Here is a 24,670-nt window from a genome sequence, read left to right as displayed (position 1 = left end):
CACCTGAGGCTTCATTATATGCACCAGCACTGATCGCGTTATCAGCTGTAGCTTTTGCTTGAGTACCTACAGCAATTGCATTATTGTTGGTTGCACTTGATGATTTACCGATAGCAGTAGAACTAGAGCCAGTCGCACTATTGTAAGCACCAATTGCCAACGCTGAATCTTTTGTAGCTGTTGCATGATCACCGATCGCAACACCTGACAATGCAGTCCCACCTGTATCAGGCTTAACTTGCGCATGCAAACCAATTGCAACAGAGCCTGATGTCTTAGGCTTACCTGTAGCCTGATCAATCGTACCATCTGGAATACCGCTATCTGCATGAGCATCTACACCGATAGCGACAGCAAATGAAGAAACTGCATTAGCAGCTTTATAGCTTTCACCAGCAACAGGGCTAATTGCCGTACGGTTATTCTCCAAAACTACTGTACGATCAGCAGCAGAAGCACTTTCTGCAGCCATCAAAGCACCTGCTGCAACTACTGCAGCAGCTACGGCTTTACGCTTGTCGGAAGCGGATTTTTTGCCGTGTGCATGGCTGATTTCGGAAACCGCGGTCCATGTCTGGGTCGCGTGGTTCCAAATGACTTTAAAGACTTTATTCATATCGATTTTCCTGTAAGGGGTTTGATTTCTTTTGGGACGTTTGCTCGGCGACAAACCGCTTGCCCATACATATGCCGCACTTCAGAGTCTCCCCTTTATGCGGTTTTACGTCGTAACCTCTTGTATGCAATTCCCGTGCCAAAAGTTTCCACTCGGCCGAATGGCAGCTAAATTCCTGTTTTAAGGGATTTTATGCTGATACATTTTGGGAAGCTTGTGAAGTTTGGGAAACGATGTGCCGTTTTTTGTCAGCTTGTTTCTTAACAAGTCACTTTTTGTCAGCTTCTTTCAATGCATTCGGAATCCTTGTCCAAATTTTATATGCGTTTGGTTTTACAAATCAACTCTTCCGATAAAGTGTTATTTTTTCGCCCTCAACGGTCATGCTGGTTAGATTTACTTGTTGCTTTTTTTAAACGCTTTTAATAATTATATGATTTTTATTGAAATTTTTAAACAATAATGATTGCTAAATAATATGTTAACAGGATAGTTATTTTAGTGATAGATTTAGATGTCAGCTTTTATTTAGAGAATTAATGAGATTTGTATCGAAGATCGGTTTAAACCGTGTGATGGGTTTATATCTCCTGTTTTCAGACGGCCTTTGACGTTTTCTAACATAGCAAACAGCGGGCAAATGACACGAATTTATGCGCTATTGAGCCGATGGACAGCGTTAAAAAAGGCAAGTGTAAAACTTGCCTTTACGTTTGGGATTTGTTTGTTCTCTATCGTAGAAAACTATGTTGTTTTTCAGACGGCCTTACCAACGGAATGTCTGGGTCACGCCTGCGGAGGCGCCGTTGTTGCCGGCATAGCCGTAGCCGCCGGTATGGCTGGAGGCGCAGGCGGTGAGTGTGGCGAGGGTGAGAATGAGGAGGATGTGTTTCATGTTTTTTCTCTGAGTGGGTTGGTTTTAGACTTGTGTGGCGTTGTGTTGCTGCATGAATCGGACGGGCTGGGGCTTGGTTGCTTTATCCTGATTTACAGTTAGGCCGCTAAATTATTTGATGATTGAAGAAGGCCGTCTGAAAACGGGTTTCATGATATTGAAACTTTGTTTTCAGACGGCCTTTATTTTATATCAGCTTAATTAGTGGCGGAAATGGCGGATGCCGGTGACGACCATGGCGATGCCGTGTTCGTCCGCTGCGTCAAAGACTTCTTGGTCGCGCATGGAGCCTGCGGGATGGATGATGGCTTTGATGCCCTGCTCGGCAATGACATCTACGCCGTCGCGGAATGGGAAGAAGGCATCGGAAGCGGCACATGCGCCGTTGAGGTCGAGATTAGCATCTTGCGCTTTGCGGGCGGCGATGCGGGTGCTGTCCACGCGGCTCATTTGGCCTGCGCCGATGCCGTAGATTTGGCCACCTTTGCCGAAGACGATGGCGTTGGATTTGACGTATTTTGCGACGTTCCATACGAACATCAGGTCGTTCCATTCTTGCTCGGTCGGTTGGCGTTTGGAGACGACTTTTAAATCGGCGCGGTTAAGTCGGTGGATATCGGGGGTTTGTACCAACAGTCCGCCGCCAACGCGTTTGAGTTCAAAGCGGTTGGCACCTGCTTCGAGCGGCACTTCCAATACGCGCACGTTTTTCTTGGCGGCGGCGATTTCGAGGGCTTCGGCGGTGAACTTCGGCGCCATGAGGACTTCCATAAATTGGTTGTCGGTAATTTGTTTGACGGTTTCGCCGTCCACTTCGCGGTTGAAGGCGATGATGCCGCCGAATGCGCTGGTGGTGTCGGTAGCGTAGGCTAGTTTGTAGGCATCCAGGGTATTGGAGGCGATGGCTACGCCGCACGGATTGGCGTGTTTCACGATCACGCAGGCCGGCGCGTCAAAGGATTTGACGGCTTCCCATGCTGCATCGGCATCGGCGATGTTGTTGTAAGACAATTCTTTGCCTTGCAGCTGTTTGTAGGCGGAAAGGCTGCCTGCGGCGGGGTAAATATCGCGGTAGAACGCGGCGCGTTGATGCGGGTTTTCGCCGTAGCGCATGTCTTGCACTTTAATCCAGCTTTGGTTGAACTGGCTCGGAAATTCGCCGATTTGGGGCTGGCCGCTTAAGACGTCGTCTGAAAGCGAGGTCAGGTAGTTGGAAATCATGCCGTCGTATTGGGCGGTATGGCTGAATGCTTTGCGTGAGAGGTTGAAACGGGTTTTGTCGCTCAATGCGCCGTTGTTGGCTTCGAGTTCGGCGGCGATGGCAGGGAAATCGGCGGTATCGGTAACGATGGCGACGTGTTTCCAGTTTTTCGCGGCAGAGCGCACCATGGTCGGGCCGCCGATGTCGATGTTTTCAATCGCGTCTTCCAGTGTGCAGTTTGGTTTGGCAATGGTGGCGGCGAAGGGGTAGAGGTTGACGCACACGAGGTCGATATTGCCGATGCCGTGTTCTTCCATCTTGGCGACGTGTTCGTCCAAATCGCGCCGCCCCAAAATACCGCCGTGAATTTTCGGATGCAGGGTTTTCACGCGGCCGTCGAGCATTTCGGGAAAACCGGTATAGTCGGCAACTTCGATAACGGGAACGCCTGCATCAGCCAAGAGCTTTGCTGTACCGCCGGTAGAGAGGATTTCAACACCGAGCTTGGTCAGGGTTTGGGCAAATTCGACTGCGCCTGTCTTGTCGGATAGGCTAATCAGGGCGCGTTTGATGGAAGACATGGGATTTCCTTTGTTGAAGGTTTAATCAGTATGGGATGAATTTTCAGGGCGGTATTATCCGCTATTTTCGCCTTTTTGGCAGTAGGTTTTTATAGATATTGTTGACAATTTTATTGTAAAAGGCCGTCTGAAACTTGGTTTCAGACGGCCTTTTGCTTTTGCCTATTTAAATCCCATTTTCTTTGCCACCCATACTGCGCCTGCCATGCCTGCACATAATGGCATGAGTAAGGCAACGGGGGCGTAGGTAAGCTCCAAAATAAAGGCTATGGCTGTCAGGGGCATTTTGAGGGAAACACCGAGGAAAACGGCGGCGCCGACAACGGCCGCGCTTTCGGAGGACATGGTGGGAAAGAAAACATTCCACGCGGCGGCAGCGGCAAAGGCGATGGTACTGCCGAGCATCATAGACGGGGTAATCAGGCCGCCGTATGCGCCTGCCGCCAGCGCCATCAAGACGACCAGCCATTTGACGGCGGTCAGCTCAAGGCTGTGTTGCCAGTCGGTCAATCCGCCAAAGGTCAGTTGGTTGCCTGCTTTGCCGTTGCCCAAAATTTCGGGAAACCAAACGGAAATCGCGCCAATGAGTGCAAACATACAGACGGCCAAGGGAATGATTTTAATGTTGTCGCGCTTGATGAAGGGGAACTTTTGGGCGGTGCGCTGGAAAAAGACGGCGGTTGCGCCCAGTACTGGGCCGATGATGGCGGAAAACCAAAGTAATGATGTGTTGATGGAAAGGTTGGTCGGATGATATTGCTGCACGTCGCCCAAGCCAATGCGCGCGACGGCGGTGGCGATAACGGAAGTCAGTAATGCGGCGGCGACGGCTTGCTGCGTCCATACGCCCAGCATGGCTTCGAGGATGAAAAGTGTGGAGGCGAGCGGCACGTTATACACGGCCGCCAAACCTGCACCTGAGGCGCACGCGATGACCAGCCTTGCGTCGTCTTCGCTCAGCCCGAAACGGTTGACGCCTACTGAAGCAAAGGCGGCGGTCATTTCGCGCGGCGCAACTTCGCGACCGAGCGGCGAGCCAAGCCCGACGGTAATGATTTGCAACAGGGCATGGCTGACGGTTTCAAAAAACGGAAAACCGGCGAGCGGATTTTTAACCACGGCTTTAATGCTCGGTTGCGGCCTACCGTAGCGTTTGAGCAACCACCACCCCAAGCCGACCACCACGCCGCAAAAGGCCATCACGCCGATACGTCGCTCCGGACTTGCCTGCGATACGCCCTCTCGGAATGAAACGTATAGGCCGTCTGAACCGTAACCGTAGGCAAGATGTTGAATTGTGTGCATGATTTCGGTTAATACAATGCCGACCATGCCGCCGATGATGCCGGTAATGATGAGTGCGACCCAGAGTTTATGAGTGTCTTTCACGGGATTTGACTTGAGGTAGTAATGGTTTGATCAAAGCGTTTTTTAAGGGAACTATTGTCCGCCTAAGGGATAGTTTTTGGGGGCGATGTGGGTTTTGCCGTTGTATGGAATTACATATTTTTGATTTTTATATTTTTTCTTTCCTGATACTCCGCTGAGTTTTGCAGCCAACGCCCATACGCCGGATACGGCAGGACGGCTTTTGTCAAAAGCAATTTTGGCTTCCAGGCTGGTATATCTGTCTTCACAGCTCCGTTTTTCACGCCCTTTATATTCATCGCAGTCGCCAAAATATGCGCCGTTATCGTTACCGCTGATCATGACACTGTTGCGGATGAGGTTGCTATCATCGGTAAACAGGAAATTTTGCGAAGTCGTCGTGTCGCCTTGGCCTGTATAACTTGATTCGGCAACATAGCCCCAGTTTTGCGCACCCACCTGAACAAACTTCCACTCCTTATTCTCCGGCGGCTCGCCCCATGCGCCGATTTTATCTTTTCCGTGCTGTTTGATTGCCCACTTGCCGTCTGCTTTCTCCAAAACAAACAATTCTGCCAGACCGGAAGAAGCATGGGCGTCCTGTTTTACTTTTTGTTCCATATCGTAGGCAAAACCTGTGTACAACACATAGCGCGCGGCTTTGCCGTTGCGTGTTACGGTATGGTCGGCAACGGGTTTCATGCAATACATAATATTGTCAGATGCTGTCTCACTGTCTTTCGGCGGCTTGGCGAGCTGGCATTTGTGCGCGGCAAGCGGTCGGTTGTAATACTTGGCAATGACTGCCTGTACGGCGGCTTTGTCGTTATCGGGTGCAGCCGACGCCAAGATAGGGCAGGCAAGCAAAAGCAGGGAGATAATACGTTTCATAGAAATTTTCCCAAAATGTTTATTGAAAAAAGATACTGCTTACTTCAGGCCGTCTGAAACCATTTTCAGACGGCCTTTTTGTGTTTGTTGCTGACACGCGCCAGCATACCGGCGACAAAAGTGGACGCAATAACGACGGTAATGCCCATCGCAGACATAGCACTTAAATGTTCGCCCAAAATTAACACCGCCATGATAACGCCAATGACAGGCTCAAGCGAAATCAGCAGGCCGGAGACGTTGGCAGGGACTTTATTCATGCCTTTGTTCCACAACAGATAGGCAAGCCAGCTGCAACCGATCCCCATATACAAAATCGACAGCGTACCGCCCCATGACCAGTTGATTTGATAACTGTCTGCCAACACCAGCGAAAACGGCAGACACAACACCGCCGCCATAGCCATGGAAGCCGCGGTAAATGCAGGCGCACCGATACGGGCAACCATCTGCTGGCTCGGACGTATCACGCCTGCAAAACCCAATCCCGCAAGCAAAATCAGCAGACAGCCGAACCAGTCAATCGTACCGCCCTCTTCTGCACCGCCCATTACCATCATGCCCACGCCGGCAAACGCCGCCGCACCGCAAATCCAGTGGTAAATTTTCGCTTTGTCGTTGAAAAAGAAATGACCGACAAAAACCACCAGCAAAGGCTCCAACCCCACCATGGTAACCGCGCTGGCGGCAGACGTGTATTTCAAACCGATAAACTGAAGCATCAAAACGACAACGTAGTTGACAAAGGAAATCCACAACAACGGCCTCCACTCGCTCCGCGGAATCCTACCCAAATGACGGCGGCACGACGGCAGTACCATCAACGCGGCAATCAACAACCGTGCCTCAACCATCAACGCAGGGTCGATCATCTCGTAAGAATACTTGGCAGCGATAAAAGAGCTGCCCCAAATCAGCAGGGCAAGTATTTGATAGAACATGGTCCGACCTTTTAAAAAGGGTTAATCGTTTCTTCTCTATATTTATTATTCAGACGGCCTGGAGGGTTGGCCTTTTTTATTTTGTCTGCGTCAGAGAATCCAAAAAGTCGAAGAGTTTGGCATTCATTTCACTGAAATCCGCCGCTTCGATTTTATCCGGATGCTGGACATAAGTTTGGGCTTGGCTTTGTTCGGCCACATTTTCGCGTCCGTCCGCCGCAATCAGCAGCCCGACGGCTTCACGGTCAAACTCCAAATGGGCCTGGAAGGCATAATGTTTGGGCGCAAAACGGATAATCTGGCGCGGACAGCCTTTGCTGGTTGCCAACACAACCGCCTTATCCGTCAAACCGGGCATATCGCCGTGCCAATGGCCGGTATTCAGGGTTTTGCCCAACAGGGAAACATGGGCATCCGCCAAACCTTCCGCCGTCAGCTCAATCGGATAAATGCCGATTTCACGCTCAGGGCTACGTGTGTGGCGCGCGCCGTAGGCAACGGATAAAAGCTGCGCACCCAAACACACGCCGACAATATATTTATCCGCCGCCATCGCCTGACGCATCAGGCGCAGCTCGGATTGGGGGTCGTAATACGGGAATGCCTGCCTGTCTTCATCAGGCGATTGCGGCCCGCCCATCACAATCAAAAAATCTATATCGTCCACATTGTCAGGCAGGGTTTCCCTTTCGTACACTTTGGTTGTACTGATGTTATGTCCGCGCCATTGCGCCCATTTCAAATATGCTCCCGGCACTTCAAATGCCTCGTGCAAGATGAAATGGATATTTAATTTATTCGGATTTTGCATTGTTATTTCTTCTTCGACCGTCAGGACGGATTGCCCTGCCGTATTACAGCATACCGTGCTGTTGTAATTTTTTACGCAGGGTATTGCGGTTCAAACCCAAAATAACGGCCGCTTTAGACTGGTTTCCGCCGCATTGCTCCATCACGCAGGCAAGCATCGGCTTTTCCACTTGATGCAATACCATATCATACACACCGCAAGGTTCCGTACCATCCAAGTCTTTGAAGTATTGTCGTAAGTTTTGTTCAATACATTGCGCAATGTCAGTCGTCGTTTGATTCATCGTCATGTCTTTCTTTAGATTTGTTTTTAAATGATGAGGCCGTCTGAAACTCTTCAGCCTTCCCGATAGTGGCATACCCAACGGTCGGTTTTTTCTGAAAGCGTCTCAAGATAGGCGGCAAGGATATCGTATTGTGCTACGGCGCTGTCCAAGCGGTTAATGTCCCGGCGTGTTTGTTCGCCGTCGGGCATTTCGTCGATATACCAGCCGATGTGTTTGCGGGCGATGCGTACGCCGGCAACTTCGCCATAAAATTCATGCATGGCGCGGATGTGGTTCAAAATGGTGGCGTTGCATTCTGCCAAGCTTAAGGCCGGCGGCAAAACGCCGTGTTCGGCGTAATGTTTTAAATCACGAAAGAGCCACGGCCTGCCTTGTGCGCCGCGCCCTATCATGATGCCGTCGGCGGAGGTTTGTTTGAGGACGGCGGCGGCTTTTTGTGGCGAAGTAATATCGCCGTTGACCCAAACGGGGATGTTCAGACGGCCTTTGGTTTCGGCAATCAGTTCGTAACGTGCTTCGCCTTTGTACATCTGCGTGCGTGTACGTCCGTGGATGGCAAGGGCTGAGATGCCTGATTCTTCGGCAATTTTGGCGATGGTCGGCAAGTTTTGATGTTCGTCATGCCAGCCCAAACGGGTTTTGAGGGTAACGGGTACGTCCACCGCATTTACAACGGCTTTCAAGATCTCGGCAACCAAGGGCTCGTTTTGCATCAATGCGCTGCCTGCCTGCACATTGCAGACTTTTTTGGCCGGACAGCCCATGTTTATATCAATCACCTGCGCCCCGAGGCTGACGTTATACCGCGCAGCTTCTGCCATCTGCTGTGGATCGCTGCCGGCAATCTGCACGGCCACCACTCCGCCCTCGCCTTCAAAATCGCTGCGGCGCAAGGTTTTTTTGGTATGGCGCAAGCTCGGATCGCTGGTCAGCATTTCACATACCGCCCACCCTGCGCCAAACTCGCGGCAAATCCGGCGGAACGGTTTGTCCGTAATGCCTGCCATGGGGGCGAGTGCGATGGGGTTGTCAATGAAATAGCCGCCGATGTGCATGATGTGTGCGCCAAATTGGAAGGGCTGAAATTGTACAATTTTTAAGCAAATTTTCCAATCGTATTTACATGTTGCACAATGAAAAAGGCCGTCTGAAACTGAGTTTCAGACGGCCTTTTCAGCCAAAACATTTAAATAAACAGCATGACAACCATCTGCACTGCGGCCTGAATCATGGCAATAATCGGCCAAATCAGTTTGGCCAGCAGGCCGGTAAACAACAGGATCAGGATAATCCATGTGCCGTATGGCTCGATTTTACGGAACTGCATGGACTGTTTGGCGTTGAGAAAGGTATCGATAAAAATACCGCCATCCCAAGGCAAAATCGGAATCAGGCTGAATGCGACCCAAATCGAGTTCACCATCACGCCGTAACCGGCCATCTGCACCAATGGCGCTTGATAAGACTCAGGCACATATGCAGAAAATACGACGACAAAGCCCCAAAAGAACGCCAAAATCAGATTGGCAATCGGACCTGAAATCGACACCCAACGCCACGCGCGGCGCGGATCGCGGAAATTGCGCGAATCGATGGGCATGGGACGCGCCCAGCCGAACAGAAAACTGCCTATCATCAGACACACCAACGGCACGACAATCGTACCGACAGGGTCAATGTGCGGCAGCGGATTGAGCGTCAAACGCCCAAGCTGCTCGCCGGTATGGTCGCCCCAATAACGCGCCGTATAACCGCGTGCCACTTCTCGCACGGTAATGGCCAACAACACGGGCAATACTGCCAGCAGAAATATGCCTAAATCAAAATTTGCAAACATGGTTTTCCTTATCAAACATGCCGTCTGAAAACAGAAAATATCCTTTCAGACGGCCCGAGGCTTTAATCTTCTTCTGTCTTATCCGAATCGAAAGACTCTTTCAGCTCTTCCCAAGTAATGCCTTTACCTTGCGGATTAAATTTGAAGACTGGTTCACTATAAAATAATGGCGAATATCTTTAATAAAAGGCCTGTCATGCTGAAATTTAACACGCAGTACCGATTCCATAAAGACTTTCAAACAGCATGATTCATTGCTTCTCGCTATTATGGCAAATCAGAATACCCTAGCCAATTCAAATCTAAAGGCCGTCTGAAACTTCAAATCCAGTTTCAGACGGCCTTTGATTTCCTATTTAAAATGTTTCAGCTGTTTTACAGGCTGTAATACATTTCAAATTCCAGCGGGTGCGGCGCCATGCGGATACGGCGGACATCTTCTTCTTTGAAGGCGATGTAGCTGTCGATCCAGTCTTTGCTGAACACGCCGCCGCGCAGGAGGAATTCGTGGTCGGCTTTGAGGGTGGCCAGTGCTTCTTCCAAAGAAGCGCAAACGGTAGGCACCAATGCATCTTCTTCCGGCGGCAGGTCGTACAGGTTTTTATCGGCAGGGTCACCCGGATGGATTTTGTTTTGAATACCGTCCAAACCGGCCATCAACAAAGCGGCGAACGCCAAGTATGGGTTGGCGGTCGGATCAGGGAAACGCGCTTCAATACGGCGTGCTTTGCTGCTGTTCACAGACGGAATGCGGATGGAAGCGGAACGGTTTTTGGCGGAATATGCCAGTTTGGTCGGCGCTTCAAAATGCGGCACGAGGCGTTTGTAGGAGTTGGTGGACGGATTGGTAATCGCGTTCAGGGCTTTGGCGTGTTTGATGATGCCGCCGATGTAATAAAGAGCGGTATCGGACAAACCGGCATAGCCGTCGCCTGAGAACAAGTTTTGACCGTCTTTCCAAATGGATTGGTGAACGTGCATACCGCTGCCATTGTCGCCCATAATCGGTTTAGGCATGAAGGTGGCGGTTTTGCCGAAGTTGTGGGCAACGTTTTGAATCACGTATTTCATGTCTTGGGTTTGGTCGGCACGTTTAACCAGAGTGGCGAAACGGGTACCGATTTCCATTTGGCTGCCGGTGCCAACTTCGGCGTGATGGACTTCCACTTCGATGCCGAGTTCTTCCAAAACATTGACCATGGCAGAACGCAGGTCCTGGCCGCAGTCAATCGGCGCAACAGGTGCGTAACCGCCTTTGACAGTCGGGCGATGGCCGGTATTTTGACCGTCCATGTGCAGGCCGCTTGACCATGCACCGCTTTCGGAAGTGATTTCGTAACGGGTTTTGTGCATGTCGGTTTCGAACTCTACGCCGTCAAAAACGAAGAATTCAGGCTCAGGGCCGAAATAGGCGGTGTCGCCGATACCGGAAGATTTCAAATAGGCTTCGGCGCGGCGTGCGATAGAGCGAGGGTCGCGGTCATAGCCTTGGCCGTCGGCCGGATCGATGACATCACAGGTAAAGACAACGGTGGTATCGTCGTAGAAAGGATCAACAAAGGCTGTAGATGCATCGGGACGCAACTGCATATCTGAAGCCTGAATACCTTTCCAACCGCCGATGGACGAACCGTCAAACGCTTGACCGTTTTCGAACCATTCTTCGGGATCGTCGAGAACGATGCGGGCGGGGATGGTAAAGTGGTGCTGCTTGCCTTTGGTATCGGTAAAGCGCAAATCTACGAAGCGGGCTTCGCTTTCTTCAATCAGTTTTACAGCGTCTTTGATGGACATCTTCAGCTCCTGAGGGAATGGGTTTAAGTTGTTATTCTACCACGGTAAGGCCGTCTGAAATACATCAGGGCACCCGTTTTTACGCAATGAAATATAGTTTCAGACTGTTTAATTGTCAACAATTTTACATTACGCTTTCTTAACATAAAGACCGCTATAATAAGCACTCTTTTCTTTTGTTTTCTCAGACCCGTTTTATGAACAACACTCCGCGTTACGCCGTTTTCGGCAACCCCGTTGCACACAGTAAATCGCCGCAAATCCATCAGCAATTCGCACTTCAAGAAGGCGCGGCCATCGAATATGAGCGCATTTGTGCCGAAATCGGCGGTTTTGCCGAGGCTGTTGCGGCGTTTCGTGCCGAGGGCGGGCGAGGTGCGAATGTAACTGTTCCGTTCAAGCAGGAAGCTTTTGCGCTGGCGGACGAACATTCCGACCGCGCCTTGGCTGCCGGCGCGGTCAATACGCTGGTGTGGTTGGAAGACGGTAGAATACGCGGCGACAATACCGACGGTATCGGTTTGGCCAACGACATCACGCAGGTCAAAAATATTGCCATCGAGGGCAAAACCATTTTGCTTTTGGGCGCAGGTGGCGCGGTGCGCGGCGTGATTCCGGTTTTGAAAAAACACCGCCCTGCCCGTATCGTCATTGCCAACCGTACCCATGCCAAAGCCGAGGAATTGGCGCGGCTTTTCGGCATTGAAGCCGTCCCGATGGCAGATTTGAACGGCGGTTTTGATATCATCATCAACGGCACGTCCGGCGGCTTGAGCGGTCAGCTTCCTGCCGTCAGACCTGAAATTTTCCGCGGCTGCCGCCTTGCCTACGATATGGTTTACGGCGAAGCGGCGCAGGCGTTTTTGAACTTTGCCCAAAGCAACGGCGCGGCCGAAGTTTCAGACGGCCTGGGCATGCTGGTCGGTCAGGCTGCCGCTTCTTACCATATTTGGCGCGGATTTACGCCCGATATCCGCCCTGTTATCGAATACATGAAAGCCCTGTAACCATGTTCCGCATCATCAAATGGCTGATTGCCCTGCCCATCGGCATTTTCATTTTCTTCAACGCTTATGTGTACGGCAACATCATTACCTACCGCGCCGTCGCACCCAGCAAAACCGCCTTCATGTCCATGCGCATGAGCCAGTTTGCAAAAGAAGGCCGCGATGTCGAGCTGGATTACCGCTGGGTGCCTTACGACCAAATTTCCGTCAACCTCAAAAAAGCCCTGATTGCTTCCGAAGACGCCAACTTTGCCGAACACAGCGGCTTTGACTGGAACGGCATCAAATACGCCATGAAACGCAATAAACAAAGCGGCGAAGTTAAAGCCGGCGGTTCGACCATCAGCCAGCAACTGGCGAAAAACCTGTTTCTCAACGAAAGCCGCAGCTACATCCGCAAAGGCGAAGAAGCGGCGATTACCGCGATGATGGAAGCGGTTACCGACAAAGACCGCATTTTCGAGCTGTATCTGAACTCAATCGAATGGCACTACGGCGTATTCGGCGCGGAAGCGGCGTCCCAGTATTTCTACAAGAAACCTGCCTCCGCCCTCACCCGCCAACAAGCGGCCAAACTCACGGCACGCGTTCCGGCTCCGCTGTTTTACGCAGACCACCCTAAGAGCAAACGGATGCACAACAAAACCAATATCATCCTACGCCGCATGGGTTCGGCAGAATTGCCTGAAAGCGATATGGATTAATTAAAAAGGCCGTCTGAACATTTCAGACGGCCTTTGTTTTTAAGCTTTCTCTTCCGGCTCCGGTACGTCAAACACTTGGCGCAGGTAAGCGAGGAAGGTGTTGTTGGTGGTCATGGTTTTGCCCGGGGAGTCGGAGAGCTTGGCGACGGATTGTCCGTTACACTCGACCAGCTTCAAGACAATGTTCAAAGGCGTGTGTCCCAAATCGTTGGTCAGGTTGGTACCGATACCGAAACTGGTTTTGAAACGGTCTTTGAAGTATTGGTGTAACGCCCATGAACGCTCAATATCGAGGCCGTCTGAAAAGGTCAGCATTTTGGTGCGGCTGTCGATTTTGAGTTTTTTGTAATGCTCGTAGGCTTTGTCGCCCCAAACATAAGGATCGCCGCTGTCGTGGCGCAGGCCGTCGAAGAGTTTGGCGAAGTAAAGGTCGAAGTCGCGCAAGAAGGCATCCATGCCGACTACGTCGGTCAGGGCGATGCCGAGGTCGCCGCGGTATTCGTGTACCCAGCTTTCCAGCGCGGCTTTTTGGAAGTTGCGCAAACGTACGTCCAAGGCTTGGAAGGCTTGGAGGAACTCGTGCGCCATGGTGCCGATGGGTGTGATGCCGATTTTTTTGGCCAGATAAACATTGCTGGTACCGCGCACGATATCGGGAGCAGCTTCCAGCAAGGTACGGATAACGTGTTCCTGCCATGCAAGGGTATAGCGGCGGCGCGTACCGAAATCGGAAATAAGGAACGGCGGATCATTCGGATTTTGAGTGGCCGCGATTTCTTTCAGCTGTTGCGCTTTGGCCTGCAAACGGCGCTCACCCTCTTCGATGACGGCAGGCGTTTCCAAGCGGCGGAAATAGAGTTCGTTGACGATGGCAAGAATGAAAATCTCGAAGAACATCGCCTGTACCATCGGGCCTTCGATGCGGATGTTCAGACGGCCTTGATCGTCAGGGTTGACTTGGACGAAGCGGCGTTGGAGTTGGAAAAGTTCGAGATAATCGACAAAGTCGCTTTTGATAAAGCGCAGGCTGCGCAGATAGTCGAGTTCGTCATGGGTAAAGCGCAGCTGGCACAGGGCGTCGAGTTCGCTTTCCAAGTCTTCTTGAATATCGGCCAGCGGATACACCATCTCTTTGTTACGGCAGCGGAATTCGTAAAGGCTGTGGGTTTGCGGGAATTGGTGCAACACGACTTGCAGCATGGTGAATTTGTACAGGTCGGTATCAAGCAAGGATTGGATAATGGGCTGATAAGCAGACATAAGTTTTCTCTGAGTAAACGTGGGCGTTGAGGTATCAATTTTAATGGAAAAGGCCGTCTGAAAGAAACCTTATTCAGACGGCCTTTATCTTATTAATCCAGCTGCGCTACGGAAACCGGCAAAGAGCGGATGGTAGACAACATCGTGCTGGCATCTTTTTGCTGTTTGCGGAACGCGGCCATATTGGTCGGGGTCAATTTCGGCGTCGGCAAGGCGACGGTAGTCGGGTTGACCGGCTGGCCGTTGACGCGTGCTTCGTAGTGCAGGTGCGGACCGGTAGAGCGACCGGTTGTACCCACGAAACCAATCACTTCGCCGGCACGGACTCTGCCGTCGGCAGGGCTGAACGCGCTCATATGGCCGTACAGGGTTTCCACACCGTTGGCATGGCGGATCATCACGGTATTGCCGTAACCGCCTTTCCAACCTTTGAAAATCACTTCGCCGTCGGCAGCAGCCTTAATAGGCGTACCGGTCGGCGCGGCATAGTCGATACCGGTGTGCATACGGACGGTATGCAGAACCGGGTGAACACGGTAGCCGAACGGGGAAGAAATGCGCGTGTATGCAACAGGCTCGGTATTAAAGCCTTCTTTTTGTTGCAGGGACTTACCGTTTTGGTCGTAGTAGCTACCGCTTTCTTCGTCGCCTTTGCCTTGGCTGTAATAATAGGCTTGATAAGTTTTGCCGTCTTTAACCACTTCAGCCGCCAAAATATCGCCAACCGCCATTTGCTGGCCGCGGAAATACATGCTGTTGTACAAAAGACGCACGGTATCGCCTTCTTTCAAATCGCTCATATTGAACGAATCGGCAAAGATTTCTTTGAGCTGGATATACACTTCGGAAGGGATTTCGGCACGGAGCATATCGCCGATGGCGGAAGTGCGGATTTGCACGGAGCGCAGGGTCGGCATGGTTTTCATGTCGATTTCGGCATTGGAGATGCGCCATTTGCCCTTAACTTTTTCCAAAGCGACCAAGTTGCGCTCCAATTCTTCATCGGTAAAGAATTGAACGTCGGTCACTTGGCCTGAAGAATCGATGCGGATGTTGACGGATTGGTTGGTCCGCAGGTTTTTCATGTCGAGGTTGGCATTGTTTTTCGCCATGATTTGCTTGATGTCTTCTTGGTTGACACCCATGCGCGTCAAAACGTCTGCCAAAGAGTCGCCGGCTTGGACGGCTTCTTGCGCCCAATAGCTGGATTGATAGGTATTGGTTTCCACATAAACGGCAGGCAGCTCTTCGGAAATACGCTCGACTTTGAAATCAGTCTGTGCTGGTTGAGGGTCGGTAATGGCGTATGCGGTCATGATGCCTGAAGCCGGCAACAGAAACGCTAAGAGGGTTGCTTTGAATCGAGTGGAATATTTGTTTTCAATCACGCGTTATCCTTAATGGGGCGGTCTGTTTTTTTAGGTTTGCAGAATGCCGACACATCCGGCCTGCCGCGACCGCCTGCTGGTTTAAACAGTTTTGGGGATAAAGGACTTTGAGTCTTTTTTCCGATCTGAAAATCAGGTTTTCATTCGGAATGAATGAGGTCGTATTTGAGATTGACGTTATTATCAGGGCTATTGTGTTGATTTACACCCTGTTTTTCTGAAATTTACGCCATGCATTTTAGCATGACAGCCCGTTTTTTCCAAACCGGCCGTCTGAACGGCTCTTTTTCAGGGCGTAAGGGCAAGGTTCCGAAACGCATCATTTGTCGCGTAAAATAACGGTTTTCCTATCTATTTGCGCTTATGAAGCTGACCCTCGCCCTCCCCTCGCTCAACCGTTTTGCCGACGAATCCGTGCCTGCGCTTGCCTTACCTGCTTTTAACCGTCTTTTGCGTTACGGCATATTATGCAAAGAAACACTCAGGCCGTCTGAATTTTACGGCCGCCATTTGTGGAGCGGCAGCCTTATTGCCAAAGTGCAACGTTTACGCCACACAAGCCAAAAACGCGCGGCCGCCTTTGCCTCTCCGGTTTGGCAACAAATGGGCATGCACCATGTCAACATTATCAGCGGCGAGTTTATCGGCATCCAAAAAGAAGAGGCGCAGCAGTTATGTGCGGATTTGTCGGCGTTTTATCAAGATAAAGATTGGCAGTTCGAGTCGCTTTGCGAAAGCATGTGGCTGCTCAGTATGCCGATGACTGAAGATTGGGGGGCGGAATGTGTTTTGGATGTGTGCGGGCAGCCGGAAATGGACGGTCAGGCGCACGGCAAAGATGCGGTGTCTTGGTTGGCCATGCAGACGGAAATCCAAATGTTTCTCCACACGCATCCGATTAACCAAGCGCGTGAACAACAAGGATTGCCGGAAATCAACGGTTTGTGGCTGTGGAATGATGCGGACGGTACACAGTCTGCGGATATTGTCGCTTCAGACAGCGCATGGGCGCGTTTTTCGGATACGTCCAAACTCGATGCGCCGTATGATTTGAAGACTTGGTTTGAGATGGTTCAAGAAACAGGCAACACGGTTTCAGACGGCCTTATCTTTTTGGACGACTTGGTTTCCACCTTACAAACAGGCGATGTTTGGGCATACAAAGATATTTTGGAAAGCTGGGAAACCTGTTGGTTTACGCCTTTATGGGATGCTCTTGCTTCAGGCCGTCTGAAAACCGTGTGCATTGCCACAGACGGCGAAAACGGCGGCACGCTGGAAATCGGCCGCCGTTCCAAATGGGCATTTTGGCGCAAAGCTAAAACGTTTAACGGATCGTGGTAAGCGGTTTTAAGCCTCCAATTCTTCCAATTTGGCAGAAATTCTATCCCACACATCCTGCAACGGAATCGCTTTCAACAGACGTGTCGGATCGTTGGTATCGATACTGTCGGGGTGAGGTAATTCGGCATAATCGCCGGCATAAATGACTTCGGCCTGCTCGGAATACGGACGCCATTTATCCACCCATGACGCGCCAAACAAAGCGATTTGCGGTTTATCCAAAGCAGCGGCGATGTGCATCGGTGCGGAATCGACACCGACAAACAGTTTGGCGCCCTCAATGGCCGCCGCCAATTCACGCAGGCTCAAGCATCCGGACAACACATATACTTTTCTGCCTTCCGGAATATTCAGACGGCCTATAATTTCCTGAAGCATGTATTGTTCGACAGTGTCGGGAGAAGCAGTCAATACAACATTCTGTCCGCTGTTGAGCAAAAGCTGTACGATGGCGGCATTCTTGCCGTCTTCCCAACATTTAAAATGCCAACGCGCTCCCGGGTGCATCAACACATAATCTTCGCCGTTCCAACCCTGTTCACGCAATTTCTGCCGCATGCTTTCCCTTGCATCTTGCGCCACCCAAAGGCGCACCTTCGCATCGGCCACGTCTTTCGGCTGGATAAGCGGCGCGAGGATATTCAACTGGTTTTCAACGATATGATGGCTAGGATCCAGCTCATGGTTGATAAAATCATGACAGAAACGCCACCAAAAACCGTCGCGCTTGATGCAGTCCAAACCCACGCTGCAACGGGCGCACAGTTTGGCGATTATTGCCGCACGCCATTGGTCGGACAGGTTGAAAGCCCAGTCGTAATCGCGCGCCTTCAGCTTTGAAAAAAGGTTTTTCTCACACGCCAACTGCTTGAATACGCCCAGCTTCTTCCAATTTCGATCAATGGTAAAAATCTGCGCAATCTGCGGATTATCGGCAATCAGCTGCTCCGTACCGGCATACACCAGCATATCGATTTCGCAATCGGGGAAACGAGTTTTCAGCGCATCGACCACCGGCGTGCTCAAAAGTACATCGCCATGATGGCGCAATTTGATGATCAGGATGCGTTTGGGTTGGGCTAAAGACATACAAAACTTTCAGACGGCCTGTTGATTGGCTGCTATTGTAAAGCGGAAAACAGGTTTCATAAAATACAAAACAGGCCGTCTGAAACCTATCCTGCTGATTCATCGCTATAAAATCCGCACAAGCCATGCAATTTATATTACAATCCGCACCCCGTGGTTCGAAAACCTCCCACATTAAAAAACTAAGGAAACCTCATGTCCCGCAACAACGAAGAGCTGCAAGGCATCTCCCTTTTGGGTAACCAGAAAACCCAATACCCGAGCGAGTACGCGCCTGAAATTTTGGAAGCGTTCGACAACAAACATCCCGACAACGACTATTTCGTCAAATTCGTCTGCCCCGAGTTCACCAGCCTCTGCCCGATGACCGGCCAGCCCGACTTTGCCACTATCTACATCCGCTACATCCCCCATATCAAAATGGTGGAAAGCAAATCACTGAAACTCTATCTCTTCAGCTTCCGTAACCACGGCGACTTCCATGAAGACTGCGTCAACATCATCATGAAAGACCTCATCGCCCTGATGGATCCGAAATACATCGAAGTATTCGGCGAATTCACACCGCGCGGCGGCATCGCCATTCATCCGTTTTCCAACTACGGCAAAGCAGGCACAGAGTTTGAAGCTTTGGCACGCAAACGCCTGTTTAAACACGATGCACAATAATCCTATTCAGACGGCCTAACCGCCCTTTTTATTGCAAGACTTTCTCTATTGCACAGTCTCGCAAGGCTTCATGCCGTCTGAAAAACTTCCGAAAGATTCCCATGTACGAATTTACTGCCGCACAGCAGAAGAAAGCACTCTTCTGGCTGGTGCTTTTCCATATTTTTATTATTGCCGCCAGCAACTATCTGGTACAGTTCCCCTTTCAAATTTTCAGTATCTTTACCACTTGGGGCGCATTTTCCTTTCCCTTTATCTTCCTCGCTACCGACCTGACCGTGCGCATTTTCGGCGCACCATTGGCAAGACGGATTATTTTTTGGGTGATGTTCCCCGCCCTGCTACTCTCTTACGTCTTCTCCGTCCTCTTTCATGACGGCAACTGGACAGGCTGGGCATCTTTGGCCGAATTTAACACCTTCGTCGGCCGTATCGCATTGGCCAGCTTTTCCGCCTATGCGCTCGGGCAAATCCTCGATATTTTCGTGTTCAACAGATTACGCCGTCTGAAATCATGGTGGATTGCCCCCACAGCTTCCACCGTTGTCGGCAATGCTTTGGACACGCTGGTGTTTTTCGCCATTGCCTTTTACGCGAGCAACGATGAATTTATGGCGGCAAACTGGCAGGGCATCGCATTTGTCGATTATCTGTTCAAACTCGCCATCTGCACCCTCTTCTTCCTGCCTGCATACGGCATCGTATTAAGCATCTTGACCAAAAAACTGACTTCCTTAAACGTCCGTCAAGAAATGCCCGAATCGGTTTTAGCCAAATAAGCAGCAGATAAAAAAGGCCGTCTGAAACTTTAATCGTTCAGACGGCCTTTTATGTTTTCAAATGATTAACCGGTCAATTGTTTGGTAATCAGTTTTTTCAGCGGCGGGAAGTTATTGCTTGCACGCAATACCAAACCGCGCAGCAGTTTCGCTGGAGCAGTTTCATTGGTAAAGAGTTTCAGCAGCATATTGGTGCCGTGGTAAATCGGATGGGCGTGGAGCATATGCTTGGTGCTGTATTTTTCCAGCAAGCTCTTCGCACCAATATCTTGACCGCGTTGCTCGGCTTCGAGAACCAATTTAGCCAAAAGATCGGCACTTGCCAGACCCAAGTTGAAACCGTGCGCAGTAACCGGATGCATACCGACCGCAGCATCGCCGATCAACGCGCTGCGTTTGCCGTAGAAACGTTGGGCAATCATACCGACCAAAGGATAATTGTGAATGGTGCTGACCAATTCCATATCACCCAAACGGCCTTTGAGTTGCTCTTTCACGCTGGCCGCCAATTCTTCCGGCGACATATTTTTAATCGTTTCGGCTTTATCGCTGTCTACCGTAATCACTGTATTGGTCAAATGCTCTTCCAAAGGCAGCAACGCAATGGTGCGGCCGTAGTGGAAGCATTCATATGCGGTATGCAGGTTGGACAGAGTATGCTTCATGCGGCACACAAACATGGTGCGGCTGTAATCGTGCATATCGGAAGAAATGCCCAATTGACGGCGCGTTTGCGAGAAGCGGCTATCGGCGGCCAACAACAAACGGCCGGTCAATACTTCGCCGCTTTCCAAAATAACTTGCGCCTCATCGTCAGAAGTTTTGACTTCTTTAACATTGGTGCTGGTCAGGATTTTGACGTTGTCCAATTTGGACACAACTTCATAAGCGGCTTTGCGGATATTGTGATTGGAAATCAAATAGCCCAAGCAGTCCGCAGGCTCGCCGCGCGCCTGAGTCGGTTGCGGGAAGTGGAGCTGGTAATCGGAATGGCCGTTCAACACTTTGGCATCGCGCAAAGGATAAATTTCGTCTTTTGGAATCAAATCCCACATACCCAATCGCTGCATGATTTCACGCGACAAGTGCGTCAATGCGATTTCACGACCGTCATACGGCGGATTTTGCAACACTTCTAAAGGACTTCTTTCAATCAGGGTTATGTTCAAACCGCTTCCGGCCAACTCTGCGGCAAAACTTAATCCGGCAGGGCCTGCGCCGACGACGAGAATATCACTGTGTAAGCTCATGGGAGGAATTCCTTGTATTCAACTGATACGGATTTTTTCAGACGGCCTTAAGTTTACTGTGTTTAGCTACATGAGGGTAAATCAAAGGCATTTGATAGATTATATAGAAAGAGTCGATAGAATAAAACAAAGGCCATCGATTGTAAGCACGTTTTTACTTTGGCCTTAATATAAATCAAGCTTCACGACATACGGATTTTATCAAACAGACAAAACAGTCTGACAAACAAAAACCGCATTCCGAAAAGGAATGCGGTTTTCAATCGTAAAACGATTATTCTTCAGAACCGGTGTAAGGACGGATGCTGACAGTTTTACGGTTCAGCGCGCCTTTGGTTTTGAATTCAACGTAACCGTCGACTTTAGCAAACAAAGTGTGGTCTTTGCCCATGCCTACGTTGTCACCTGCGTGGAATTTAGTACCACGTTGACGAACGATGATAGAGCCTGCCGGAATCAGCTCGTTGCCGTAGGCTTTAACGCCCAAGCGTTTGGCTTCTGAATCGCGACCGTTGCGGGTGCTACCGCCTGCTTTTTTACTTGCCATTTGTAATACTCCTGAACTTACTTGAAATTAGGCGATTGCCACGATTTCGATTTGGGTGAAATTTTGGCGATGGCCTTGGCGTTTTTGGTAGTGTTTGCGACGACGCATTTTGAAAATGCGTACTTTCTCGCCACGACCATGAGCAACGACTTTAGCTGTTACTTTTGCGCCTTCGATAAAAGGTGCGCCTACTTTTACAGATTCGCCGTCAGCAATCATCAAAACTTCAGTCAGTTCGATTTGGCTGTCGAGTTCGGCTGGTATCTGTTCTACTTTCAATTTTTCGCCAACGGAAACTTTGTATTGTTTACCGCCGGTTTTTACGACCGCGTACATACTCAACTCCATGAGAATTAGGTTAACATTCCGCACACCATGTGCGAAGCGAGCTATTCTATTTCTATTTGCCTGTTTTGTCAAAATTTATTTTATTTACAAGTGAAAAGGCCGTCTGAAAGATATGTTGCATGCTTTTTAACTGATATAATCACGCGCTGGATTGCTGATATCTTTATGCAACGTTATTACCCCGACCGAATGTACGGGTTTAAACAGATTCATTGGAGCCTCCGCTCCGTTTTATCAACAGAGAATGTTTTATGCTCGAAAACCTGCCTTACTTCCAACGCCACCTGCCCGATGACCTTGCCAAAGTTAATGCGGTCATCAACCAAGCTGTTCAATCCGATGTTGCGCTGATTTCGCAAATCGGCACATACATCATCAGCGCAGGTGGTAAGCGCCTGCGTCCGATTATTACTATTTTGGCAGGCAAAGCAGTCGGGCATGACGATGAAAAACTGTACTCGCTGGCAGCGATGGTGGAATTCATCCACACCTCCACCCTCCTGCACGACGATGTCGTCGATGAAAGCGATTTGCGCCGCGGCCGTAAAACGGCAAACAACCTCTTCGGCAACGCGGCGGCTGTTTTGGTCGGCGACTTCCTCTATACACGCGCCTTCCAACTGATGGTCGGTTCGGGCAGTATGCGTATCTTGGAAGTGATGGCAGATGCGACCAACATCATCGCCGAAGGCGAAGTCATGCAGCTGATGAACATCGGCAATACGGATATTACCGAAGAGCAATACGTCCAAGTTATCCAATACAAAACAGCAAAACTGTTTGAAGCGGCCGCACAAGTCGGCGCAATTTTGGGCAAGGCTTCCCCCGAACACGAGCAAGCCTTGAAAGACTACGGCATGTACGTCGGTACAGCTTTCCAAATCATTGACGATGTATTGGACTATTCAGGCGAAACCGAAGAAATCGGCAAAAACGTCGGCGACGATTTGGCAGAAGGCAAACCTACCCTGCCATTGATTTACCTGATGCGAAACGGCTCCGAGCAGGCTGCAAACGATGTGCGCCACGCTTTGGAAAATGCCGACCGCAGCTATTTTGAAAAAATCCACGACTATGTCGTTAACTCCGACGCTTTGCCATATTCGATTTCCGAGGCGAAAAAAGCTGTCGACAAAGCCATCGCTTCATTAAACGTGTTGCCTGACAGCGAAGTCAAAGAAGCCATGATCCAACTGGCAAAAGAATCTTTGGCCCGAGTATCTTAATCCGATGAATTTCAGTTTTGTCCCTTTGTTTCTGGTTACGCTGATTTTTTTGGGCGTCGTCAGCAACAACAACTCGATTACGATTTCGGCGGCGGTATTGCTGCTCATGCAGCAGACGGCCTTGTCGCAATATCTTCCCTTGGTGGAAAAACACGGTTTGCATCTGGGCATCATCCTGCTGACCATCGGTGTATTGAGCCCGCTGGTTTCCGGTAAAATCCAGATCCCGCCGGTTTCCGAGTTTATCAATTTCAAAATGATTGCCGCCGTCCTTATCGGCATTTTGGTTGCATGGCTTGCCGGACGCGGCGTTCCATTGATGAGCGAACAGCCTGTTTTGGTAACCGGATTATTAATCGGCACGGTCATCGGCGTTGCCTTTGTCGGCGGCATTCCGGTCGGCCCTTTGATTGCCGCCGGCTTATTGTCTTTTTTTGCCGGAAAGGTTTAAAATCCCTCCTTTACCGCCTCGCCATAGTTCAACGGATAGAACGTATGCCTCCTAAGCGTAAAATACAGGTTCGATTCCTGTTGGCGAGGCCACAGTTTCAATAAAAGCCTTTCATACTTTGAAAGGCTTTTTTGTTATCAATAAATAAAGGCCGTCTGAAACTTTTCAGACGGCCTTCTCATTTCGCTAAACCGTTAACCCGGACGACCATCCGAACGCGGACGAATCAACCAAGGAATATATTTCCATGCGTACAACAGCAAAGAAGCGGCAAACAAAGCGGCAGAACAACGGATACTGTGCGTGTATGCCGTACCGTTCACAAAGGTTGCCAAAACACGGACAACCGTTGCGGCTATCATCAACCAAAAGGCAACAGGAACCACTTTAGGCGGCGGATAAATAGAGTTGCCGGTATGGCCAAGCGCAGTTCGCGCCATCATACCCAAAGTCAGCACGCCGATACCGCCAACGCCGATAAGGTGTACACCCAAATTCAGGAAACTTGGAACCCGATAAGAAATGCCGACAGCAATCAAACCCAAGCCTGTAAACAGATAGCCGGCAAACAAAATCCAAAGCATAGGCTCTTTCAGCACGGCTTTATACCACCAGCGGTACACCTGCACGGTAAAAATCACACCGGCAGCCAGAGCAAACAACGCAGCCAGTCCCGGCAAAATGTTATGCGCCATCAGCATGGCGGTCAGCATAGGCAGCCAAAGCGATGCGTGCGCTACCCATTGAGGGCTGGGAATTTGCGGCACGTTCAGGCGTTTGGACGTAAAGAACGAGATAATCCGCATACCGATCAAACCGATAAATCCGGCCACCATAATCAAACCGGATTGCAAACCGGTCATCAGCGCAATGGCATCAAACGGCTGCACTTTCAGATGGAAGGCGAAATGGGTGCCGCCCAAAACAAAAATAGCGAACACGGCAACATAGTTGCGCTTGTTTTGAGAACGGATTACCGGCAAAGCCATGCATACCGCGCCATACCAGAAAAAGATCGTACCGAATATGCCGCTTGCCGTTACCCCCCAACCGGGGATAAACATACAAATGCGGGCCAACAGCCAAAATGCGGTCAAACCGGCCAACGCCTTACCGCGTGTCGGCGGCTGGCCTGTCCAAGTCGCCACGGCCGTCAATAAGAATGCAATGACAACCAATCCGGCATAGCCCCAAATCATTTCATGGGCATGCCAATAAAAACCCGGCAATTCAGGCGTACCCTGATAGCCGAAGCCCCAAAGCAATATAGACAATGCGCCATACAAAGCCGCCAACGAATAAAACGGGCGGAAGGCCATTGCCCAAACAGGATGTTTGAACAAATCGGTCATGGTGGTTCCTTCAATTTTTATATCATCATAAAACA

25 protein-coding genes, 1 tRNA gene and 1 riboswitch are annotated in these 24,670 nt (G+C 50.3%); of the genes, 8 read left to right on the top strand and 18 right to left on the bottom strand.

Annotation, left to right across the window (positions count from 1 at the left end):
- The 11 genes from O3661_RS06775 to glnA form a co-directional block, all read right to left on the bottom strand.
- Positions 1–616, bottom strand: a 616-nt coding sequence (locus O3661_RS06775; RefSeq protein WP_371492756.1) for an ESPR-type extended signal peptide-containing protein, incomplete at its 3' end; no start/stop codon positions are given.
- A gap of 766 nt (positions 617–1,382) precedes the next feature.
- Positions 1,383–1,511: a hypothetical protein gene (locus O3661_RS06770; protein WP_256388401.1), complete on the bottom strand. Its 129-nt coding sequence runs from the start codon at positions 1,509–1,511 to the stop codon at positions 1,383–1,385.
- Positions 1,512–1,712: 201 nt separating this feature from the next.
- The gene (gene purH, locus O3661_RS06765) at positions 1,713–3,293 is read right to left on the bottom strand and encodes a bifunctional phosphoribosylaminoimidazolecarboxamide formyltransferase/IMP cyclohydrolase (RefSeq protein WP_371492755.1); all 1,581 of its coding nucleotides are present in this window, start codon (positions 3,291–3,293) and stop codon (positions 1,713–1,715) included.
- 162 nt (positions 3,294–3,455) lie between these two features.
- Complete coding sequence (locus O3661_RS06760; RefSeq protein ID WP_371492762.1) at positions 3,456–4,625, bottom strand: chloride channel protein; 1,170 nt, start codon at positions 4,623–4,625, stop codon at positions 3,456–3,458.
- Positions 4,626–4,733: 108 nt separating this feature from the next.
- Entirely contained in the window at positions 4,734–5,552 is an 819-nt protein-coding gene (locus O3661_RS06755; RefSeq protein ID WP_371492754.1) for a hypothetical protein, read from the bottom strand.
- Between the two features lie 65 nt (positions 5,553–5,617).
- Positions 5,618–6,493 (bottom strand): DMT family transporter, encoded by an 876-nt coding sequence (locus O3661_RS06750; protein WP_371492752.1) that lies wholly within the window; start codon positions 6,491–6,493, stop codon positions 5,618–5,620.
- Between the two features lie 76 nt (positions 6,494–6,569).
- Positions 6,570–7,304, bottom strand: coding sequence for a gamma-glutamyl-gamma-aminobutyrate hydrolase family protein (locus O3661_RS06745; RefSeq protein ID WP_371492751.1), 735 nt, complete (start codon positions 7,302–7,304; stop codon positions 6,570–6,572).
- 43 nt (positions 7,305–7,347) lie between these two features.
- Complete coding sequence (locus O3661_RS06740; protein WP_003684241.1) at positions 7,348–7,587, bottom strand: Fis family transcriptional regulator; 240 nt, start codon at positions 7,585–7,587, stop codon at positions 7,348–7,350.
- Positions 7,588–7,640: 53 nt separating this feature from the next.
- Positions 7,641–8,645, bottom strand: coding sequence for a tRNA dihydrouridine synthase DusB (gene dusB, locus O3661_RS06735; protein ID WP_371492750.1), 1,005 nt, complete (start codon positions 8,643–8,645; stop codon positions 7,641–7,643).
- Positions 8,646–8,776: 131 nt separating this feature from the next.
- Entirely contained in the window at positions 8,777–9,427 is a 651-nt protein-coding gene (locus tag O3661_RS06730) for a site-2 protease family protein (RefSeq protein WP_371492749.1), read from the bottom strand.
- Positions 9,428–9,802: 375 nt separating this feature from the next.
- A complete protein-coding gene (gene glnA, locus O3661_RS06725; protein ID WP_371492747.1) occupies positions 9,803–11,221 on the bottom strand; it encodes a type I glutamate--ammonia ligase in 1,419 nt (472 codons plus the stop codon).
- 197 nt (positions 11,222–11,418) lie between these two features.
- Here glnA and aroE point away from each other — a divergent pair, with 197 nt between their 5' ends.
- A complete protein-coding gene (gene aroE / locus O3661_RS06720; RefSeq protein WP_371492746.1) occupies positions 11,419–12,228 on the top strand; it encodes a shikimate dehydrogenase in 810 nt (269 codons plus the stop codon).
- Between the two features lie 2 nt (positions 12,229–12,230).
- Positions 12,231–12,932 (top strand): monofunctional biosynthetic peptidoglycan transglycosylase, encoded by a 702-nt coding sequence (gene mtgA, locus O3661_RS06715; RefSeq protein ID WP_003684244.1) that lies wholly within the window; start codon positions 12,231–12,233, stop codon positions 12,930–12,932.
- A 39-nt stretch (positions 12,933–12,971) separates the two neighbouring features.
- Here mtgA and pncB read toward each other — a convergent pair whose 3' ends face one another.
- Positions 12,972–14,192 (bottom strand): nicotinate phosphoribosyltransferase, encoded by a 1,221-nt coding sequence (gene pncB, locus O3661_RS06710; RefSeq protein WP_371492745.1) that lies wholly within the window; start codon positions 14,190–14,192, stop codon positions 12,972–12,974.
- Positions 14,193–14,284: 92 nt separating this feature from the next.
- Positions 14,285–15,580: a M23 family metallopeptidase gene (locus O3661_RS06705; RefSeq protein ID WP_371492744.1), complete on the bottom strand. Its 1,296-nt coding sequence runs from the start codon at positions 15,578–15,580 to the stop codon at positions 14,285–14,287.
- A 363-nt stretch (positions 15,581–15,943) separates the two neighbouring features.
- On the opposite strand from O3661_RS06705, the gene O3661_RS06700 reads away from it, so the two are divergent.
- Positions 15,944–16,924, top strand: coding sequence for a hypothetical protein (locus O3661_RS06700; RefSeq protein ID WP_371492743.1), 981 nt, complete (start codon positions 15,944–15,946; stop codon positions 16,922–16,924).
- A gap of 6 nt (positions 16,925–16,930) precedes the next feature.
- On the opposite strand, the gene rfaQ is transcribed toward O3661_RS06700, so the two are convergent.
- A complete protein-coding gene (rfaQ, locus tag O3661_RS06695; RefSeq protein WP_371492742.1) occupies positions 16,931–18,013 on the bottom strand; it encodes a putative lipopolysaccharide heptosyltransferase III in 1,083 nt (360 codons plus the stop codon).
- A 147-nt stretch (positions 18,014–18,160) separates the two neighbouring features.
- A riboswitch (PreQ1 riboswitch) is annotated at positions 18,161–18,205 on the top strand.
- Positions 18,206–18,208: 3 nt separating this feature from the next.
- Here rfaQ and queF point away from each other — a divergent pair.
- Entirely contained in the window at positions 18,209–18,682 is a 474-nt protein-coding gene (gene queF / locus O3661_RS06690) for a preQ(1) synthase (protein WP_371492740.1), read from the top strand.
- Between the two features lie 101 nt (positions 18,683–18,783).
- The gene (locus O3661_RS06685; RefSeq protein WP_371492739.1) at positions 18,784–19,461 is read left to right on the top strand and encodes a 7-cyano-7-deazaguanine/7-aminomethyl-7-deazaguanine transporter; all 678 of its coding nucleotides are present in this window, start codon (positions 18,784–18,786) and stop codon (positions 19,459–19,461) included.
- Between the two features lie 65 nt (positions 19,462–19,526).
- Here O3661_RS06685 and ubiM read toward each other — a convergent pair whose 3' ends face one another.
- The 3 genes from ubiM to rplU form a co-directional block, all read right to left on the bottom strand.
- On the bottom strand, positions 19,527–20,711 hold the full coding sequence (gene ubiM / locus O3661_RS06680) for a 5-demethoxyubiquinol-8 5-hydroxylase UbiM (RefSeq protein ID WP_371492738.1): 1,185 nt from the start codon (positions 20,709–20,711) through the stop codon (positions 19,527–19,529).
- A 274-nt stretch (positions 20,712–20,985) separates the two neighbouring features.
- The gene (gene rpmA / locus O3661_RS06675; protein WP_002212328.1) at positions 20,986–21,258 is read right to left on the bottom strand and encodes a 50S ribosomal protein L27; all 273 of its coding nucleotides are present in this window, start codon (positions 21,256–21,258) and stop codon (positions 20,986–20,988) included.
- A 27-nt stretch (positions 21,259–21,285) separates the two neighbouring features.
- Positions 21,286–21,594 (bottom strand): 50S ribosomal protein L21, encoded by a 309-nt coding sequence (gene rplU / locus O3661_RS06670; RefSeq protein WP_002216394.1) that lies wholly within the window; start codon positions 21,592–21,594, stop codon positions 21,286–21,288.
- Positions 21,595–21,857: 263 nt separating this feature from the next.
- Between rplU and ispB the strand changes: the two genes are divergently transcribed.
- The 3 genes from ispB (at position 21,858) to O3661_RS06655 (ending at position 23,375) form a co-directional block, all read left to right on the top strand.
- Complete coding sequence (ispB, locus tag O3661_RS06665) at positions 21,858–22,832, top strand: octaprenyl diphosphate synthase (protein WP_070765665.1); 975 nt, start codon at positions 21,858–21,860, stop codon at positions 22,830–22,832.
- A 4-nt stretch (positions 22,833–22,836) separates the two neighbouring features.
- The gene (locus tag O3661_RS06660) at positions 22,837–23,283 is read left to right on the top strand and encodes a DUF441 domain-containing protein (protein ID WP_004518807.1); all 447 of its coding nucleotides are present in this window, start codon (positions 22,837–22,839) and stop codon (positions 23,281–23,283) included.
- Positions 23,284–23,300: 17 nt separating this feature from the next.
- Positions 23,301–23,375 (top strand) — tRNA-Arg (locus O3661_RS06655).
- A 102-nt stretch (positions 23,376–23,477) separates the two neighbouring features.
- Here O3661_RS06655 and O3661_RS06650 read toward each other — a convergent pair.
- Positions 23,478–24,635, bottom strand: a complete 1,158-nt coding sequence (locus O3661_RS06650; protein ID WP_371492736.1) for an NnrS family protein — start codon at positions 24,633–24,635, stop codon at positions 23,478–23,480.
- Between the last annotated feature and the right edge of the window lie 35 nt (positions 24,636–24,670).

The sequence above is a fragment of the Neisseria sp. 20925_1_37 genome (assembly GCF_041433255.1).
GTDB classification, from domain to species: Bacteria; Pseudomonadota; Gammaproteobacteria; order Burkholderiales; family Neisseriaceae; genus Neisseria; species Neisseria flavescens_D.
Note: the sequence above shows the minus strand (reverse complement) of the source record. Positions and strands in the feature narration are given on the sequence as shown.

What these genes read in the sequence shown, in the direction of transcription:
- O3661_RS06770 (WP_256388401.1), bottom strand. Translation starts at nt 1,511, where the DNA reads ATGAAACACATCCTCCTCATTCTCACCCTCGCCACACTCACCGCCTGC.
- purH (WP_371492755.1), bottom strand. Translation starts at nt 3,293, where the DNA reads ATGTCTTCCATCAAACGCGCCCTGATTAGCCTATCCGACAAGACAGGC.
- O3661_RS06760 (WP_371492762.1), bottom strand. Translation starts at nt 4,625, where the DNA reads ATGGTCGGCATTGTATTAACCGAAATCATGCACACAATTCAACATCTT.
- O3661_RS06755 (WP_371492754.1), bottom strand. Translation starts at nt 5,552, where the DNA reads ATGAAACGTATTATCTCCCTGCTTTTGCTTGCCTGCCCTATCTTGGCG.
- O3661_RS06750 (WP_371492752.1), bottom strand. Translation starts at nt 6,493, where the DNA reads ATGTTCTATCAAATACTTGCCCTGCTGATTTGGGGCAGCTCTTTTATC.
- O3661_RS06745 (WP_371492751.1), bottom strand. Translation starts at nt 7,304, where the DNA reads ATGCAAAATCCGAATAAATTAAATATCCATTTCATCTTGCACGAGGCA.
- O3661_RS06740 (WP_003684241.1), bottom strand. Translation starts at nt 7,587, where the DNA reads ATGAATCAAACGACGACTGACATTGCGCAATGTATTGAACAAAACTTA.
- dusB (WP_371492750.1), bottom strand. Translation starts at nt 8,645, where the DNA reads ATGCACATCGGCGGCTATTTCATTGACAACCCCATCGCACTCGCCCCC.
- O3661_RS06730 (WP_371492749.1), bottom strand. Translation starts at nt 9,427, where the DNA reads ATGTTTGCAAATTTTGATTTAGGCATATTTCTGCTGGCAGTATTGCCC.
- glnA (WP_371492747.1), bottom strand. Translation starts at nt 11,221, where the DNA reads ATGTCCATCAAAGACGCTGTAAAACTGATTGAAGAAAGCGAAGCCCGC.
- aroE (WP_371492746.1), top strand. Translation starts at nt 11,419, where the DNA reads ATGAACAACACTCCGCGTTACGCCGTTTTCGGCAACCCCGTTGCACAC.
- mtgA (WP_003684244.1), top strand. Translation starts at nt 12,231, where the DNA reads ATGTTCCGCATCATCAAATGGCTGATTGCCCTGCCCATCGGCATTTTC.
- pncB (WP_371492745.1), bottom strand. Translation starts at nt 14,192, where the DNA reads ATGTCTGCTTATCAGCCCATTATCCAATCCTTGCTTGATACCGACCTG.
- O3661_RS06700 (WP_371492743.1), top strand. Translation starts at nt 15,944, where the DNA reads ATGAAGCTGACCCTCGCCCTCCCCTCGCTCAACCGTTTTGCCGACGAA.
- rfaQ (WP_371492742.1), bottom strand. Translation starts at nt 18,013, where the DNA reads ATGTCTTTAGCCCAACCCAAACGCATCCTGATCATCAAATTGCGCCAT.
- queF (WP_371492740.1), top strand. Translation starts at nt 18,209, where the DNA reads ATGTCCCGCAACAACGAAGAGCTGCAAGGCATCTCCCTTTTGGGTAAC.
- O3661_RS06685 (WP_371492739.1), top strand. Translation starts at nt 18,784, where the DNA reads ATGTACGAATTTACTGCCGCACAGCAGAAGAAAGCACTCTTCTGGCTG.
- ubiM (WP_371492738.1), bottom strand. Translation starts at nt 20,711, where the DNA reads ATGAGCTTACACAGTGATATTCTCGTCGTCGGCGCAGGCCCTGCCGGA.
- rpmA (WP_002212328.1), bottom strand. Translation starts at nt 21,258, where the DNA reads ATGGCAAGTAAAAAAGCAGGCGGTAGCACCCGCAACGGTCGCGATTCA.
- rplU (WP_002216394.1), bottom strand. Translation starts at nt 21,594, where the DNA reads ATGTACGCGGTCGTAAAAACCGGCGGTAAACAATACAAAGTTTCCGTT.
- ispB (WP_070765665.1), top strand. Translation starts at nt 21,858, where the DNA reads ATGCTCGAAAACCTGCCTTACTTCCAACGCCACCTGCCCGATGACCTT.
- O3661_RS06660 (WP_004518807.1), top strand. Translation starts at nt 22,837, where the DNA reads ATGAATTTCAGTTTTGTCCCTTTGTTTCTGGTTACGCTGATTTTTTTG.
- O3661_RS06650 (WP_371492736.1), bottom strand. Translation starts at nt 24,635, where the DNA reads ATGACCGATTTGTTCAAACATCCTGTTTGGGCAATGGCCTTCCGCCCG.